Annotated in this window: 18 protein-coding genes; 5 read left to right on the plus strand and 13 right to left on the minus strand. The window is 66.9% G+C overall.

Going from position 1 to position 16084, the window contains the following annotated elements; all coding sequences use genetic code 11:
* The 7 genes from addB to regB form a co-directional block, all read right to left on the minus strand.
* On the minus strand, window positions 1–2112 hold a 2112-nt coding region (addB, locus tag CDV49_RS00100; protein WP_143413087.1), incomplete at its 3' end, for a double-strand break repair protein AddB.
* Window positions 2105–2782 (minus strand): nucleotidyltransferase family protein, encoded by a 678-nt coding sequence (locus CDV49_RS00105; protein ID WP_088213561.1) that lies wholly within the window; start codon window positions 2780–2782, stop codon window positions 2105–2107. The genes addB and CDV49_RS00105, both read right to left, overlap by 8 nt.
* A complete protein-coding gene (locus CDV49_RS00110; protein WP_088213562.1) occupies window positions 2758–3780 on the minus strand; it encodes an aminoglycoside phosphotransferase family protein in 1023 nt (340 codons plus the stop codon). Before CDV49_RS00110 ends, CDV49_RS00105 begins: the two co-directional genes overlap by 25 nt.
* A gap of 302 nt (window positions 3781–4082) precedes the next feature.
* Complete coding sequence (gene tsaE / locus CDV49_RS00115) at window positions 4083–4568, minus strand: tRNA (adenosine(37)-N6)-threonylcarbamoyltransferase complex ATPase subunit type 1 TsaE (RefSeq protein WP_088213563.1); 486 nt, start codon at window positions 4566–4568, stop codon at window positions 4083–4085.
* 98 nt (window positions 4569–4666) lie between these two features.
* The gene (locus CDV49_RS20020) at window positions 4667–4984 is read right to left on the minus strand and encodes a hypothetical protein (protein ID WP_143413088.1); all 318 of its coding nucleotides are present in this window, start codon (window positions 4982–4984) and stop codon (window positions 4667–4669) included.
* Window positions 4985–5131: 147 nt separating this feature from the next.
* Window positions 5132–6652: a PAS domain-containing protein gene (locus CDV49_RS00120; RefSeq protein ID WP_088213564.1), complete on the minus strand. Its 1521-nt coding sequence runs from the start codon at window positions 6650–6652 to the stop codon at window positions 5132–5134.
* Window positions 6653–6768: 116 nt separating this feature from the next.
* Window positions 6769–8115: a sensor histidine kinase RegB gene (regB, locus tag CDV49_RS00125; protein ID WP_088213565.1), complete on the minus strand. Its 1347-nt coding sequence runs from the start codon at window positions 8113–8115 to the stop codon at window positions 6769–6771.
* A gap of 96 nt (window positions 8116–8211) precedes the next feature.
* On the opposite strand from regB, the gene CDV49_RS00130 reads away from it, so the two are divergent.
* From CDV49_RS00130 to CDV49_RS00140, 3 genes are all read left to right on the plus strand, one after another.
* Window positions 8212–8841: an SCO family protein gene (locus CDV49_RS00130; RefSeq protein ID WP_088213675.1), complete on the plus strand. Its 630-nt coding sequence runs from the start codon at window positions 8212–8214 to the stop codon at window positions 8839–8841.
* An 84-nt stretch (window positions 8842–8925) separates the two neighbouring features.
* Window positions 8926–9477, plus strand: a complete 552-nt coding sequence (locus CDV49_RS00135) for an ActR/PrrA/RegA family redox response regulator transcription factor (protein ID WP_035741931.1) — start codon at window positions 8926–8928, stop codon at window positions 9475–9477.
* 143 nt (window positions 9478–9620) lie between these two features.
* Window positions 9621–9929: an H-NS histone family protein gene (locus tag CDV49_RS00140; protein ID WP_373447773.1), complete on the plus strand. Its 309-nt coding sequence runs from the start codon at window positions 9621–9623 to the stop codon at window positions 9927–9929.
* Window positions 9930–9974: 45 nt separating this feature from the next.
* Here CDV49_RS00140 and CDV49_RS00145 read toward each other — a convergent pair whose 3' ends face one another.
* Window positions 9975–10574, minus strand: a complete 600-nt coding sequence (locus tag CDV49_RS00145; protein WP_088213567.1) for a YfbR-like 5'-deoxynucleotidase — start codon at window positions 10572–10574, stop codon at window positions 9975–9977.
* A gap of 162 nt (window positions 10575–10736) precedes the next feature.
* Between CDV49_RS00145 and ahcY the strand changes: the two genes are divergently transcribed.
* Both ahcY and CDV49_RS00155 read left to right on the plus strand, forming a co-directional pair.
* Entirely contained in the window at window positions 10737–12125 is a 1389-nt protein-coding gene (gene ahcY, locus CDV49_RS00150) for an adenosylhomocysteinase (RefSeq protein ID WP_088213568.1), read from the plus strand.
* 62 nt (window positions 12126–12187) lie between these two features.
* Window positions 12188–12529, plus strand: a complete 342-nt coding sequence (locus CDV49_RS00155; RefSeq protein ID WP_088213569.1) for a DUF2853 family protein — start codon at window positions 12188–12190, stop codon at window positions 12527–12529.
* Here the strand turns inward: CDV49_RS00155 and CDV49_RS00160 are convergent.
* The 5 genes from CDV49_RS00160 to tsaD are packed head-to-tail and all read right to left on the minus strand — an operon-like array spanning window position 12520 to window position 16072.
* A complete protein-coding gene (locus CDV49_RS00160) occupies window positions 12520–13317 on the minus strand; it encodes a DUF72 domain-containing protein (RefSeq protein WP_088213570.1) in 798 nt (265 codons plus the stop codon). The genes CDV49_RS00155 and CDV49_RS00160 overlap by 10 nt on opposite strands.
* Window positions 13318–13333: 16 nt before the next feature.
* Window positions 13334–13747, minus strand: a complete 414-nt coding sequence (locus CDV49_RS00165; RefSeq protein ID WP_088213571.1) for an EVE domain-containing protein — start codon at window positions 13745–13747, stop codon at window positions 13334–13336.
* The gene (locus CDV49_RS00170; protein WP_088213572.1) at window positions 13747–14013 is read right to left on the minus strand and encodes a YciI family protein; all 267 of its coding nucleotides are present in this window, start codon (window positions 14011–14013) and stop codon (window positions 13747–13749) included. The genes CDV49_RS00165 and CDV49_RS00170 overlap by 1 nt, the downstream gene beginning before the upstream one ends.
* On the minus strand, window positions 14013–14975 hold the full coding sequence (locus CDV49_RS00175) for an NAD(P)H-dependent glycerol-3-phosphate dehydrogenase (RefSeq protein ID WP_088213573.1): 963 nt from the start codon (window positions 14973–14975) through the stop codon (window positions 14013–14015). Before CDV49_RS00175 ends, CDV49_RS00170 begins: the two co-directional genes overlap by 1 nt.
* Complete coding sequence (gene tsaD, locus CDV49_RS00180; RefSeq protein WP_088213574.1) at window positions 14972–16072, minus strand: tRNA (adenosine(37)-N6)-threonylcarbamoyltransferase complex transferase subunit TsaD; 1101 nt, start codon at window positions 16070–16072, stop codon at window positions 14972–14974. The genes CDV49_RS00175 and tsaD overlap by 4 nt, the downstream gene beginning before the upstream one ends.
* Window positions 16073–16084: the final 12 nt, after the last annotated feature.

Raw genomic sequence — 16084 nt, forward strand, 5'->3', positions numbered from 1 at the left:
GGGCGGCGCCCGGCGCGCGGGCGTCTCCAGCGCCTCCGCCAGCCCGAGCCAGTAGGCCCCGCGCCGCCGCATCCCGGCCAGGGCCTCCGGCCCGCCGTTGTCCTTCAGCCCGCCCATCAGGCTCACCAGCCGGTTCATCCAGCGCGCGGGCACCGTCTCCGCCTCGTCCGAGCGGATGGCGCGGCTCAAGACGACGCGGGGCGTCGTCACCGCCTGTTCGAAGTCGTGGGCAGAGAGGCCGATCTGCCGTTCGGGGAGCAGGAGCCCGGTCCTGTGGCGCATCTGCCGGTTGAGCCACGGATCGGGCTGCGGCATCTGCGGCCAGCTCCCCTCGTTCAGCCCGCCCAGGATGACAAGCTCCGCGCCATGTACGCGGGCCTCCAGCGTCCCCCAGATCATGATGCGCGAATCGACCTCCGCGGCTTCGCGAACCTCCCCCCGCGCGAGGATGGCGGAGACCATGTCGCGGTAGTCGGCGGCGCTCATCCGGCCGCCGTGAGGGGCTTCGAACGCGAGTTCCTCCATGGCGGCGAGCGCTTTGTCCCCCGCCGTGTCCTCCCAGAGGATGCCGCTCCCCGGCACCGGCCCGGCGGCCAGCAGTTCCGCAAGCCGGCGGTGACGCGCGACGTGCTCCGCGAGCGGAAGGTCATGCCCTGGCTCTGCCGCCAGCGTCAGGGCCCCGGCCAGCCAGTCCCCCCAACCGGCGCGGCCTTCCTCGACCTCTCCGCCGCGGCTTTTGCGGGCGGCGAAGGCGCGGATGTCCTCCGGCGCGGGAAACACCGGGCCGTGACGGCGGAGCCGCAGCTCGAACTCCCGCGTCCAGCGCAGATGCGGCCCGCGCCCCGCGCCCGTATGGGTCAGCGGATGTTTCAGCAGCGTCAGCAGCGCATCAGCGGTGAGCTTTTGCGAAAACAGCGCCGCGACATGCCGCAGGAAGCGGCCGGGCGGCGAGAGGGCAAGCGGACGCCCCGCGCTGTCGTCCGGCAGGATGCCCCAGCGGTCCAGCGCTGCCGTCACCTGCCGGGTGAGACCACGGTCCGGCGTGATGAGGGCGGCGGTCTCGTTCCGCTCCGCCGCGTCCCGCAGGAGGAGCGCGATGGAAAGCGCCTCCGCCCGTGGCGAGGGAGCCTCGATCAGCGTCATCCCCTCCACCGCGCGGTCGAGGCCGGCAAGGGCCGGCCCCTCCTCCATCCACTGATCCGTCACCGGCGCGGGGCGCAGGGCGAGCGAGACGAGCCGGTTCCGCTCCGGGCAGGGGGGGGGCGTGCCGTCCCAGTGCTGCACCGCCGACATCGGCAGATCGAGGCTCCGCAGGAAGCTGCGGAACCGCGCCTGCGGATGGTCCTGCGCCGTCAGCCCGTCGTCGAGCGATTCCCAGACCGGCTCCGGCAGGTCGAAGTCATAGCCCGGCAGCACCACCGCGCCCTGCGGCAGACGTGCCACCGCGCGCATCAGCCGGGCCGTCGTGCCGCGTGAGCCGGTGGAGCCTGCAACGATGATCGGATGGGCCGGGGGCGTTTCCAGCCACTGGCCTTCCAGCCGCTCCACCACCATGCGCCGCCGGGCCTCCGCATCCGGGGCCTCGCCGGGGCCGGGGGACAGGAACCGCGCGGCGATGCGGATGAAGGCGAGGCTCCGCTCCCAGTGCTGGGCGTGATCGACAAGGTCCAGCGCCTCCAGCCGTTCCAGCGGCACATCCTCCCCCTGCATCTCGGAAAGCAGCGCGGCAAGGCTGTCGGCCAGATCATAGACCGAGGCGCGGGGCGCGAGATGCGGCTGCACGTCCAGCAGACGCTGCACAAGCTGGGCCAGTTCCAGCCTGCGCCGGAGCGGCGGTACCGGCGGCGGCAGATCCGCCATCGCCAGATCCCGCTCCAGGTCGGTGACGAGCCGGATGCGGGGCAGGAGTGTCGCCCCGCCCGTTGCGAACAGGGCCTTCACCCGCCGCTGCATCCGCCGGGTGTTGACGAAAAGCTCTACCCGCACCACGGCCTCCGGCGGCAGGGGGGCCAGCCGGGCCCGCAGACCTTCCACCAGTTGCCGCGGGAAATCGACGCCCGCGGGCAGGGCATAGACGCGGGGATCGCCGCTCGGCGGGAAAAGGTCAGCCATCGGTGAGCATCGCCTCCCCCAGCGCGATGCCTTCGGGCCGGCCCACGTCGCACCAGCGGCCGGGATGGACCACGCCGTAAAGGCGGCCCGCGGCGATCATCTCATCCCAGAGCAGGTTCAGGGAGAACACCTCCGCCGCGATCCCGGCCAGACCCTCGGGGCGGATGATCTGGGCGCCGGTGTAGATGTACTCCTGCCCCCGCGCGACTAGGCCGTCCGCAAGGTCGAAATCGCCTTTCGGCCCATGCCCCACCGCGCGGCTCCGGGGCACGAGGAGGAGAAGCCCGTCCATCCGCTCCGGCTCCCAGGCCGCGGCAAGCGTGGCGAGCGGGTTCGGCCCGGTCCAGACAGCGTCGCTGTTCAGCGTGTAGAGCGGCCCCTTGCCCAGCAGCGGCAGGGCGGCGCGGAGACCTCCGCCCGTCTCCAGAAGCGTCGGCTCCGGCGAATAGCACACCCGCTCACCCAGATGGGCCTCGATCATCGGGGCGAGGTAATGGGTGTTGACCACGATCGGCGCGGCTCCGGCGGCTTCCGCCAGCCCGAGTGCATGGTCGATCAGTGGCAGGCCCGCCACCTCCACCAGCGGTTTCGGGCGGTCCTGCGTCAGCGCGCCCATGCGCGTGCCGCGGCCCGCGGCGAACAACATCAGGGGCAGGCGCGCGTTCCGCATTGGGCTTTGATCCTTTCAAGGCGCTCCGGCGTGGGTTCTGGCAGCGTCTCCCGCACGAGACGGGAGAGATCGGCCAGCGCCGGGTGGGAGAGGTCGCGCATCAGGTGATCCCAGACGCGCGGCACGAAGGCGAGGTAGCGCGGCTTGCCGTCCCGGAGACAGAGCCGTGCGAAAACCCCCAGAATCCGCAGGTTCCGCTGCGCGCCCAAAGTGGCATAAGCGGCGCGGAAGGCCGCATCTTCAGCACCGGTTTCCGCGATGTAGCGCGCGATCATCTCCTGCCGGAGCGTTTCGGTCGTGTCACGCCGCGCGTCCTCCAGCAGCGAGACCAGATCATAGGCGGCATGGCCGCGCCGCGCGTCCTGAAAATCGAGCAGGCCGACACGGGCCGCGCCCTCCCGCTCGGGCAACCAGAGCAGGTTCTCGGCATGGTAATCCCGCAGCACCAGCACTTCCGGTCCACCGGCATGGCGCAATGCGGCTTCGTTCACCGCCTCGGCCAGCGGGGCGCGATCCACAGGCTCCGCACCGGTGCCGGGAAGATACCAGTCCACCGCCAGCGCCGCGAGATCGCCGAGGAGCGGCGGGGCATACCGCCCCACGCCGTCGGGCGCGGGGTGGCGGTGCAGCTCTACCAGAGCATCGACAGCGGCGGCATAGAGCAGGCGCTCCTCCCCCGCATCCTCCCGCAGCAGGCTGGCGTAAAGGTCGTCGCCCAGATCCTCCAGCAGCAGGAAGCCCTGTGCCGCATCCTCGGCCAGGATCCGGGGCGCAGACAGGCCGAGCGACGACAGATGCCGCGCGATGGCGACGAAGGGGCGCACATCCTCCCCCCGCTCCGCCGGGGCATCCATGAGCACCAGTGTCTCGCCCGCAGCGCGCACCCGCTCATAACGGCGGTTGGAGGCATCGCCCGCCAGCGGCGCACGCACCGCGCCCGTCAGCCCCGCCCGGGTGAGAAAGGCATCTGCAAGGTGGGTCCGGGGTGTTTCGGTCATCGGTACTTTGTGTGCTGGGGTTGTGGGCGGGAACGTTGTGGGTGGGAGGCCTTCGGGTGGCCTGACTTCGGGCGGCCTGACTTCCGGTGACCGGACTTCGGACAGGCGGTCTTTGGACAGGCGGACTTCAGGCAGATGGGCTTCAGGCAGGCGGTCTTCAGGCAGGCGGACATCGGGTGGCCGGACATCGGGCAGATGGGCCTCGGTAAGGCAGTCCTCGGGCAGGCGGGCGTCGCCCGGACCGCTTTCACGCGGAGGCGGCCCAGCCGAGGGGGCCTGCCGGGGCATTCCTGGCGGCGTGGTCATGGCAAGGTCTCGAGCAGGGGTTGCAGCCGCGCGGCCCAGCCTGCATTTCCGGTGAGGGTGACGGATCGGCTTTCCCCTTCCCGCGTGGGGCGGAAGGCCAGTGTCAGCGCCCCCTCCGGCGTGAGGGAGCCGAGCCTGTCGGGCCATTCCACAAGCGTTATCGCGGTGGTGAACGCATCCTCCAGACCCAGCTCGACGATCTCATCGGGCTGGGACAGGCGATAGAGGTCGCTGTGCCAGATCTCGTCACCCTCCGCGCCATAGGTCTGGACGAGGGTGAAGGTCGGTGAGGGAACCTCCGTCTCCGCCCCGTGCCGCGCCCGGATGAGCGCGCGCGCGAAATGGGATTTTCCCGCCCCGACCGATCCATCGAGCAGCAGGACGTCTCCCGGTCGCAACAGCGGCTCCATCAAGCGCGCAAGGGCGTCCGTCGCCTCCGGGCCGGCAAGGTCAACTGTGCGGGAAAGGGGTGCTCCAGACATGCCCGACTTGTAACGTTCCCGTCCCGTTCTGCAAGCGGTCTTGAAGGGGAGCGTCGAACGCAGTCGTGCTGGACGCGTCCTTCCCGATCCGCCGGACCTCAGGCGGCCAAGGCAGTTTCAAGGCAAATCATTACAACAATTAGCAGGTCGCTGAAAAAGACTTTCAGCGCCGCGTTGGAGCGGAGTTCATTCGCAATCGGGTGAAATTCAGTCGGAAATCTACGCGTTTCGGGTTTCTTCTGGGCTGATTTCCCGATTTCCAGAGCATAGAGACGACACTTCTGAACTTTTTCAGCAGCCTGTTCGGTGGAATGGGAATTCCGTCCTGAAGGAAATTTCAGGCCATCAGAGGTGGAGATGGGGTCACTGATCCCCAGGGAGGGCAGAATTCCCCTGCATATCGCTGGAACCAGCATCCGCAAATCCGCCGAGAACTATTTCCCTCGGGCATTGCCTCATGCAGCTGCGAGCAAAATCTTTCCGCACCAGCGGCTGTATGAGGACATTGTCCCGAAGTGCTGATGCCATAATCGCGTCCTCACGCAGCCTGGGCCCATTGCAAGTCACTCGGCCGCGAGCATCCTTTCCCCCGCCGGACGGATCCGAAAGGCGACGAGAGTTGCACCATCGGACAAGGGCGTCGCGCGGCAGTGGAGAAAGGTTGCATCGTCGCGCCGGACGGCCGCCGTCCACTCCTCCCGCCGATCGAGAGTGCCGACCTGCTGGCGCAGCTTCCGCCAGAGCGTCGCTCCGGGCAGGGTGGCATCCCACAGGGCGATCGCCTGGTCTATATCCACCGGCGTGAGATCCTCACCCCCCTCGATCCCCCAGAGACTTGCATAGGCCTGATTGGAAACGAGCAGCATTCCCGCCGCGGAAAACACCGCGATGCCGTCTGGAATGGCATCGATGACCTCCTGCGACAGCTCGATCTCGGCGCGGAAGCGGCGGGACAGGGTGATCTCTCCGGTGATGTCCTCCAGCAGGAAGGTTATCGCGCCCTCGGGATGCGGCTGGCCGGTCACACGATAGGTCTGGCCACCCGGAAGGCTCCACGTCTCCTCATAACCACCCGCTTCGGCAGCCTTCTCCACCTCGGTCATCTGCTGGCGCCAGCTTGCATAATCCCGCCGCTCCGGCAGCATCCGCTGTTCCCGCAGGCGTTCGAGGAAAGCGAAGAGCGACGGTCGCGCGGCAAGGAAATCCGTCCCCAGCCGGGTAAGGTCCGCGAGCGCGGGATTGAACATCTGGAGCTTGCGGCCCCGGTCGAATACCGCCAGCCCGATCGCGAGCCCCATGAACGCATCCGACATCGCCTGCTGCGAGCCGCGAAGCCGCCGCTCCATCCGCATCATGCCGTCGGCGGGAATCGCATAGCCGACGGTGTCGCCGCCCTCCTCGGCAGTGAACACGCAATCGAACCACGCCTCGCCGTCCACGCCCTGAATCCGCTGGCTTCCCGGCAGGCTTCCGGGTGTGGTCTCGCGCGGACCCGGCAGGAAGAGGCGCGGCAGCGGCCACATGATATCGTCCGGGTTGCTTCCCGTGAGTGCAAGATAGGCGGCGTTGGCCCAGGTGACCTCTCCCGCCGGATCCGTCCGCCAGACTGGCCAGGGCGCTGTCTCCACCGTGCGGCGGAGCAGGTCCAGCTCCTCCTCCGCAGCGGTTCGGGACAGGGCGGCGGCTGTTGCTCCCCGGAGGGTGAGCCGCAGGTGGGCGTTCTCCCGCCGGGCCTCCAGTGTAACGCCGCCCCCCGAATCCCGCACCTCCCCCCCCGGAGGCAGCGCGCCGAGCCGCGCCATCACGCCGGGCAGCCGCGGTTCCAGATAGCTGCCGAGTCGTGTCCAGTCCGTTCGCCCGCGGAGCGGCGCAAGCAGGAGCAAGCCTTCGGGTGAGCTGTCGATGAGCCGTTCGTCGTCGAAGAGAAAGGTGATCCCCTCCGCATTTGGACCGTCCGCAAGTGGCCCGGGCGCAGGCCCCTTTGCCCCCCGCGGGTGACCGCCAAGGAATACCGCCACGGCGGTGGCCGCGCCGGTTGCCATCACCGTGACAGTCGCCACGGTTAGGAAGAAGGCGATGTCCATGCCCCTGTCCTTCCGTTCCCTGCCCGGACGCAGGGTTTTGGGTCATCAGGCTGCAAAAGGGTTAAGATGGAGTTAATAAACGGATGAACCCGCAATGAGCCGGGCGGGCGTGGCTTTCAGGCCTCGAACATCGGATTGTCGCCCAGCGGACCCGCTTCCGCCGCGAGCGCCGCCAGCGGCCAGCGGGCGGCGATCACCGCGCCGCCTTCGGGCGCGTTGGTGAAGCGCAGGGTGCCGCCTGTCCGCTCCAGCAGCGTTTTGGCGATGAACAGGCCGAGACCCATTCCCTCATAGCCGGGCCGTTCCGGGTCCGGCTCGTCGCGGCGGCGGCGCAGGAAGGGCTCGCCGATGCGGCCCAGCAGGTGGGGAGGATAGCCGGGACCGTCGTCAACGATGGTGATGCGCAGACTGTCCCGCGACCAGATGGCGGTGATCACGACGCCGGTGCGGGAAAAATCCACCGCGTTCTGCACGAGGTTGCGCAACCCGTGGATCAGTTCCGGCCGGCGACGGATCATCGGCTGGGGGGAGCCGTCGCCGCTCTCCATCACGAAGCGCACGGCCTTGCCCCGGCCCGCATGCGGTTCCGCCGCTTCGCGCAGGACAGCCTCCACGGGGGCGTTCCGCAGGTGCATGTCGTCCTTGCCCGCGCGCCCCATGGACCGCAGGATATCACGGCAGCGGTCCGCCTGATCGCGGATCAGCGTGACATCGGCCATCAGATCGGGATCGTCGCCCACCTCCTCCAGCAGTTCGGAAGAGACGAGCTTGATCGTGGCGAGCGGCGTGCCGAGCTCATGCGCCGCCGCCGCCACCACACCGCCCAGATCGGTGAGCTTCTGTTCCCGCGCCAGCGCCATCTGCGTGGCCAGCAACGCCCGCGACATCGCCCGCGCCTCGGAGGCCACGCGGTGGGTGTATAGCCCGATGAACAGGATGCCGATCAGAATGGCGAGCCAGTTGCCGAAGCGATAGATCGGCGGCAGCACCACCGGGCTGCCATCGGCAAAACGCATGGGAATGCTGCGGAACTCCACCAGCGTCACCAGCGCGATCGCCACAACCGCGAGCACGATGGTCGAGGACAGGCGGAGAGAGGTGGCGGAGATCGTCACCGGCGCAAGGATCAGCAGCGCGAACGGGTTGTGGATCCCCCCCGTCAGGTAAAGCAGCAGCCCGTATTGCGACGTATCGACCAGCAGGGTGAGCATCGCCTCCCGGTCCGTCAGGCGGCGGTTCTTCGGGAAGCCCAGCATGGTGACGACGTTGACAGCCACCATGGCCAGGATCGCGGCAATCGCCCAGCCCGTGGGAAGGAGGAGGCCGAAATACCGCTCCGCCACCATCAGCGCGATGAACTGCCCCGTCACCGCCATCCACCTGAGCAGCACCAGCGTGCGCAGGCGGAGCGGGCGTTCCGCCGCGCTTTCCGGCGGATCGGGAAAAAGGTCGGTAAGGGTCATGCCGGGGCCTGATGTCGCATGGGGGCGGGGGGTGATTGTTAATCGGCCCGCGATCGGCGATCAATGCAGCCGCGCACCGGAACGGGGTCCATCGGGATGATACGCACCTATGCCGCGCTAGCCGCAGGCTTCATCATCGCTCTTCTCGGAGGGCTGGCCTTCCTTGTCGTCAGTGGCCGGGGGGAGGAGGATCCCTTTGCCTCCTGCCGCTCCACCAATATTGCGGGGGGCGCCGGGCAGATCGGCGGGCCGTTCAGCCTCGTCGATGGCCAGGGGGAGACGGTGACCGAAAAGACGGTGCTGACAAAACCGTCGCTCGTTTATTTCGGCTATACCTTCTGCCCCGATGTCTGCCCCTTCGACATGGTGCGCAATGCCGAGGCTGTCGATCTGCTGGAGGAGAAGGGCAAGGACGTCACGCCCATCTTCATCACTGTCGATCCCGAGCGCGACACGCCGGAGGTGGTGGGCGAATGGTCGAGCGCCATGCATCCCCGCGCCATCGGCCTGACCGGCACGCAGGAGCAGATCCACGCAGCCACGCAGGCCTACAAGGTCTATTCCCATGTCCCCGAACATGCCGCGGGGGATGAGAGCTATCTCGTCGATCACTCCACCTTCACTTATCTGATGCTGCCGGGCTACGGGTTCGTCGATCTCATCCGCCGTGACCAGACGCCGGAACAGGTCGCGGAAACGGCAGCCTGTTTCATAGATCACATGTGATCACCATATGGAGGGCTGCCGAGAGCGGGATTTGACCCGGTCCGGCGGCGCGCCTAGAGTGCCGCGAATTTCGTGGGATGAGAGATGACCGAAGATACAGACGACCTCGGCCCTGACCGTTCGCTCCTGCTGGTCGATGATGATGAGCCGTTTCTGAAGCGGCTTGCCCGCGCCATGGAGAAGCGGGGATTTGAGCCGGTTCTGGCCGGGACTGTCGCGGAAGGTCGCACCATCGCGCTTGAACAGGCGCCCGCCTATGCGGTGATCGACCTGCGGCTGGAGGATGGCAACGGTCTGGAAGTGGTGGAGACCCTGCGCGAACAGCGGGCGGACAGCCGCATCGTCGTGCTGACGGGCTATGGCGCAATCGCCACCGCGGTCGCTGCGGTCAAGGCGGGCGCCACGGATTATCTCTCCAAACCCGCAGATGCCAACGACATCACCTCCGCGCTGCTGGCCCGCGGGGGCGATCTGCCCGCACCGCCGGAAAACCCCATGTCCGCCGACCGGGTGCGCTGGGAGCATATCCAGCGGGTCTATGAGCTGTGCGATCGCAACGTCAGTGACACAGCCCGCAGGCTCAACATGCATCGCCGCACATTGCAGCGCATTCTGGCCAAGCGCAGCCCCAAATAACACTCCCCGCATTTCAAAGACGGGACGCCCTTTTTTGCCGGTCGCAAAACCGGCCGCAAAATTTATTTCCCCCGCCGTTGGATATTCTTCAACGGCGGATTATCCTAAGCGACATTGTTTTTCCCCGGAGCCGGATAATGGAAATGGATCTCGAGACGCTATCCCTGAAAGAACTCAAGGATATGCGTCATAAAATCGATAGGGCGATTGCCACTTTCGAAGAACGCAAGAAGCGCGACGCTCTGCAGGAACTGGAAGAGGTTGCGAAACGCCACGGTTTCGACATCGCCGATCTTACCGAAACGCTCAGTGCGCGGAAACGTGGACCAGCGGCGCCGAAATATGCCAATCCGCACGATCCCGACCAGACTTGGACCGGTCGTGGACGTCAGCCCAATTGGGTGAAAGCGGCTTTGGAAGCGGGCCGAAAGCTCGAAGATCTCGCGATCTGAACGTCTTTTCGCGGCGTGCTACCTGCTTTGGGTGGCACGCGCGCCTCAGCCTTGGTCCATTTCCGCCAGCAGGGCGGAATGTCGGGCAAGAAATGCCTCCCGGGCCATGACGGGCGCGCGTGGGATTATTTCATGACCGGCGAATTGCGACTGCGTTCGGCCGAAATACTTGTTTGCTTCCGCCACGGTGAAGCCCGCGATCTGTGTCGCTTCCAGCCATGCAGACGCACTGTCCGCCAGCTTTATCGCTTTCTTGACAGCCGCCGGGAGAACGGCGGGCAGTCCGAAGCGCAGGTGAATGGCAGCGGTCAGCCTTTCATCCAGCTTGCCATAATCAGACCCGATCGCCGCCTTCACCGGAGAGATCATGTCGCCGATCACGTATTCGGGTGCGTCATGCAGCAGAGCGGCCAGCCGCCAGCGCGAGGATTGGCCAAGTTCGCTTTCGGCAAAGATCGCCTCCACCAGAAGCGAGTGTTCGGCGACCGAATAGGGGAACTCCCCCCGCGTCTGGCCGTTCCAGCGGGCGACGAAGGCCAGCCCGTGGGCGATATCGGCGATCTCTATGTCCATCGGCGTCGGATCCAGCACGTCGAGGCGGCGACCGGACAACATCCTCTGCCATGCGCGGGGCGGCTTCTTCATTCTGCGCTCCTTGATCGCGGGTAGCGGTAGGCCCGGCCCGACCGGTTGGCAAGGGATAGAGCGCAGGTGCCGGAGCGCAAGGGCAAGACCACGGGGGAGGGGTTTCATTGCCGTTCCTGCCCATGGGTGCTATCGACGGGCAAACGCGACGCAGGAGCTGTCATGAAGGATTATATCGTCAAGGATATCACGCTCGCGGATTTCGGCCGCAAGGAAATGGATATCGCGGAAACGGAGATGCCGGGTCTGATGGCGCTCCGCGAGGAATACGGTGCCTCCCAACCGCTCAAGGGCGCGCGGATCGCCGGCTCCTTGCACATGACCATTCAGACCGCCGTCCTGATCGAAACCCTGACCGCGCTGGGCGCGGAGGTGCGCTGGGCATCGTGCAACATCTTCTCCACGCAGGATCATGCGGCGGCGGCGATTGCCGAATCGGGTGTGCCGGTCTTTGCGATCAAGGGCGAGTCGCTGAAGGACTACTGGACCTATACCGACCGGATCTTCCAGTTCCCGGAAGGCGCGAACCTGATCCTCGATGACGGCGGGGATGCCACGCTCTACATCCTGCTCGGTGCACGGGTCGAGGCGGGGGAGACCGCGCTGATCGCCAATCCGTCCTCGGAGGAGGAGGAGGCGCTCTTCGCCCAGATCCGCAAACGGGCAGAGGAGAGCCCCGGCTGGTTCACCCGTCAACGCGACCTGCTCCAGGGCGTGTCGGAGGAGACGACGACGGGCGTTCACCGCCTTTACGACCTGCACAAGCAGGGCCTGCTGCCCTTCCCGGCGATCAACGTCAACGACAGCGTTACCAAGTCGAAATTCGACAATAAGTATGGCTGCAAGGAATCGCTGGTCGATGGCATCCGCCGCGCGACCGATACGATGATGGCCGGCAAGGTGGCCGTGGTCTGCGGCTATGGCGACGTGGGCAAGGGGTCTGCCGCCTCGCTCCGCGGCGCAGGCGCCCGCGTGAAGGTGACGGAGGTCGATCCGATCTGCGCGCTTCAGGCGGCGATGGACGGCTATGAGGTGACGCTGCTGGAGGATGAGGTCGCGACCGCCGATATCTTCATCACCACGACCGGCAACAAGGACATCATCCGCATCGAGCATATGCGCGCGATGAAGGATATGGCCATCGTCGGCAATATCGGTCACTTCGACAATGAAATCCAGGTGGCCGCGCTCCGCAATCACAAGTGGACGAACATCAAGGAGCAGGTGGACATGATCGAGATGCCTTCGGGCGCGCGGATCATCCTACTGTCGGAAGGGCGTCTGCTGAACCTCGGCAATGCGACCGGGCATCCGAGCTTCGTGATGTCGGCCTCCTTCACCAACCAGGTTCTGGCGCAGATGGAGCTTTGGCAGAATGGCGAGGCCTACAAGCCCGGCGTGTATATCCTGCCCAAGCATCTGGATGAGAAGGTCGCCCGGCTGCACCTTGGCCGGATCGGCGTGAAGCTCACGGAGCTGCGGCCCGATCAGGCCGCCTATATCGGGGTGAAGGTCGACGGGCCCTACAAGCCCGAGCACTACCGTTACTGAGCCAGATTGCGTTATGTGAATGTCCTGCTAACCTCTCCGCATCCCAAATGCGGAGAGGCCGGATGGGCAAACGCGACGAACTGATCGAGAAATATGCGGGGGATCTGCGCACTAAGTGCGGGATGGAACCGGACATGGATCTGCTGACCAAGGTCACCATCGGCTGCGGGCCGACGATCTACAGCGCGGACAGCGAAACGGTGGCAGCCTCCGATTCCGCTGAGCTGGAACGGGTGAAGACGAGCTTTCTGATGAAGAAACTCGGTCTGCCTGACAGCCCTTCGCTGATGGAAGGTATCCAGAAGGCGGTGGACACGTATGGCAAATCCGAACGCAACAAATATCGGGCGGTTTTCTATTACCTGCTGGTGAAGAATTTCGGCAAGGAATCCGTTTACGCCTGATCGGGCACTCGTTCGATCAGCGCCATGGCAGCGGCAGGATTGGCGGCCTTGTGGCCGCTGATCACATAAAGAAACACATCGCGCGGGTTTTTCGGGGCGGCCTTCCTAATGGGGGGCAGGCCGCCATCACCGCCTTTTGCCCAGCTCACCGCCGCTTCGCTCCACCGGGCCAGATCGCCGGATGAATAGCCGGCCTTCGGGGTCTCGGTGGTTCCCATGATGCGCGCATAGACGAAATCCGCCGTCACATCCGGGAACTGCGGAAATTCGGAATCCCCAGCGATGACCGCCGCGACCCCATGCCGGTGGAGCAGCTCCGCGCATTCGGGGACAAGAAAACTTTCGTGCCTGAGTTCGACCGCGTGGCGCAGCGCGCGGCCCTCCACCTCTTTCGGCAGGAGGGCTAGAAAACCCGCGAAATCCTCCGGGTCGAATTTCTTCGTCGCCATGAACTGCCAGTTGATCGGGCCGAGCTTGTCCTTCAGCTCCGCGATGCCGCTGTCGATGAACCGCTGGATCGACTCGCCCGCCTCCGCCAGCACCTTGCGGTTGGTGGCGAAGCGCGGTGCCTTGAGGGCAAAGACGAAATCCTCGGGCGTCTCGTCATGCCAGCCGGCAAACGTCTTGGGTGTCTGGCTGCGGTAGTAGGTGCCGTTGACCTCGATGGTGGTCAGGTGGCGGCTGGCATAGTCCAGTTCGCGCTTATGGGCCAGCCCGTCGGGGTAGAAGCTGCCCCGCCACGGCGCATAGGTCCAGCCGCCGATTCCCACCCTGATCCTGCCCGCCATGTCCGCCAGCCTTCCGCTACAAGCCACCCATTTCGCAGATAGTCTGCCATTCCGCCTCTGACACCGGCTGCACCGAAAGGCGGGAATTGTTGACCAGCACCATATCCTTCAGCCGAGGGTCGTTCTTGCAGTCCTCCAGCGTGACGGGGCGCGGCAGGGGGCGCACCGCGCGGATGTGAACGCAGTCCCATTTCGGATCGTCCGCAGTGGAATCGGGGGCCGATTCGGCGGAAACCTCGACAATGCCGACGATCTCCTTGCCGATGTTGGAGTGGTAGAAGAAGCCCTTCTCCCCCACCTTCATCGCCCGCATGTGGTTGCGCGCCTGATAGTTGCGCACGCCGCCCCATTCCTCACCGGCCTCTCCCTTGGCGACCTGCTGGTCCCACGACCAAGTGTCGGGCTCCGACTTGAACAGCCAGAAGGCCATCAGCCGATCACCTTGCGCCATTCGTGGATTTCGACCGCCTCGAACAGCCCGGCCTTCGCATAGGGATCGTTTGCGGCCCAGGCTTCGGCGGCGGCGAGGTCATCGGCCTCGATCACCACGAGCGAGCCGACGGGGGCGCCGTCCTCGATGAACGGCCCGGCGAAGGCCACCCTGCTCTCCCCCAGATAAGCGAGATGGGCGGGGCGGTTCTCCATGCGGAGATCGAGCGCGCCGGGTTTGTCCCGGCAGATCACGGCAGCGTACATCATTCCTCCTTCAGCGGTCGGTTCAACAGGCGTTCGGCGGCCTCGGTCACGGTGACGCGGCCATCTATCAACGCAACGATCATGGAGACGACGGGCATGTCCACCCCTTCCCGCGCGGCCCGGGCGGCCATGGCGCGGGCGGTGGCAATCCCCTCCACCGTCGTGGAGACGTCCCAGTCCGCGCCGGACCCCAGCGCGTAACCGTAGCGGAAGTTGCGCGATTGCACCGAGGTGCAGGTCAGGACGAGGTCGCCGAAGCCCGAAAGGCCCGCCAGCGTCTCCGCCCGCGCGCCCGCGCGCATCGCCAGCCGGGTCATCTCGCCATAGCCGCGGGTCATCAGCGCGGCGCGCGCGCTGTCGCCCAGCCCCGCGCCCATTACCGCGCCCGCCCCGATGGCGATGACGTTCTTCAGCGCACCGCCCAGCTCGGCACCCGCCACATCCGTCGTGCGGTAGAGCCGCAGCGCAGAGGTGGAGAGCCGCTCCTGCATCGCCGCTCCCGCCGCCGCATCCGCGCAGGCGAGCGTCAGCGCGGTCGGCAGGCCGCGGGCGATATCGGTGGCGAAGCTCGGCCCCGTCAGCACGGCGGGAGTGGCGTCCGGGCAGGCCCGCGCGATGAGGCCGGTGGAGCCGAGGCCGCTGGTCAGGTCGATCCCCTTGGCGCAGCCGATCACGCCCCGACCGGCGAAAAGCGCCCGATGGGCTTCTAGAAAGGCAGCGGTCTGCTGCATGGGGATGGCGAGGAGGAGGAGATCCGCCGTCTCCGGCAGGGTCTCCGTCACCCTGATCGCCATGGGCAGCGCCTCGCCGGGAAGGCGTCGGCTGTTGGTTCGTTGGTCGCGCATCTCGCGCGCCTGATCCGCGTCGCGGGTCCAGAGCGCGACTTCGGTCCTCGCCCGGGCGAGGCTGATCGCCAGCGCCGTGCCAAAGGCGCCCGCCCCCAGTATGGCGATGCCGCTCATGCCTTGGCGCCCTTCTTGCCGGAGCCGATGAGCGCCGGTCTGCTCCGGTCGAGCGGCCAGCGCGGGCGGGCGGTCAGGTCGGCCGGATCGTCGGGAATGCCCGCCCGGAGCCGCTCGATGGCCGCCCAGGCGATCATCGCGGCATTGTCGGTGCAGAGTTTCAGCGGCGGCGCGACGAAGGCGAGACCCTCGGCGGTGGCGACCCCCTCGAGCGCCGCCCGGATCTCTGCGTTGGCGGCCACGCCGCCCGCCACGGCGATGGCCGGGGTTTCGGGGGCAAGCTCCAGATAGGCCGCGATGGCCCGCCGCGCCTTCTGCGCCAGCACATCGGCCACCGCGCGCTGGAAACCTGCACAGAGATCTGCCCTGTCCTGACGGCGCAGCCCGCCGTGGGCGGCCACCAGTTGGTCCCGTGTGCGCAGCACCGCCGTCTTCAACCCGGAAAAGGACATGTCGCAGCCCGGCCGGTCCAGCAGGGGGCGGGGCAAGGGGAAACGGGCAGCATCGCCGTGCCGCGCCTCTGCCTCGACAGCGGGGCCGCCGGGCTGGGGCAGGGCGAGCAGCTTCGCCACCTTGTCGAACGCCTCGCCGGGGGCGTCGTCGATGGTACCGCCCAGCCGGTCGAAGCGATCCGGGCCGTGGACGATCAGGAACTGGCAATGACCGCCGGAGACGAGCAGCAGCAGATAGGGAAAGGCGATGTCCCCGGTCAGCCGCGGGGTGAGGGCATGGCCCGCCAGATGGTTGATCCCGTGAAGCGGCAGATCCGCCCCCGCCGCCAGCCCGCGTGCGAGCATGACGCCCGCCAGCACCCCGCCGATCAGCCCGGGACCGGAGGTGACCGCCACCCCGTCCAGATCGGAAAGCGCCAGCCCCGCTGTCCGCAGCGCCTCCGCCACCGAAATGTCGAGCTTTTCGACATGTGCCCGTGCGGCGATCTCAGGCACCACGCCGCCATAGGCCTCGTGGAGCGCGGTCTGCCCAGCGACGACATTCGCGAGCACCTCCGCCCGGCCCTCCGGCGTCAGCCGGACAACCGCCGCGGCGGTGTCGTCGCAGCTCGACTCGATGCCGAGAAGGGTGAGAGCCTTGTCCATGATCCGATCCGA

The organism is Haematobacter genomosp. 1, assembly GCF_002196855.1.
Lineage (GTDB): Bacteria > Pseudomonadota > Alphaproteobacteria > Rhodobacterales > Rhodobacteraceae > Haematobacter.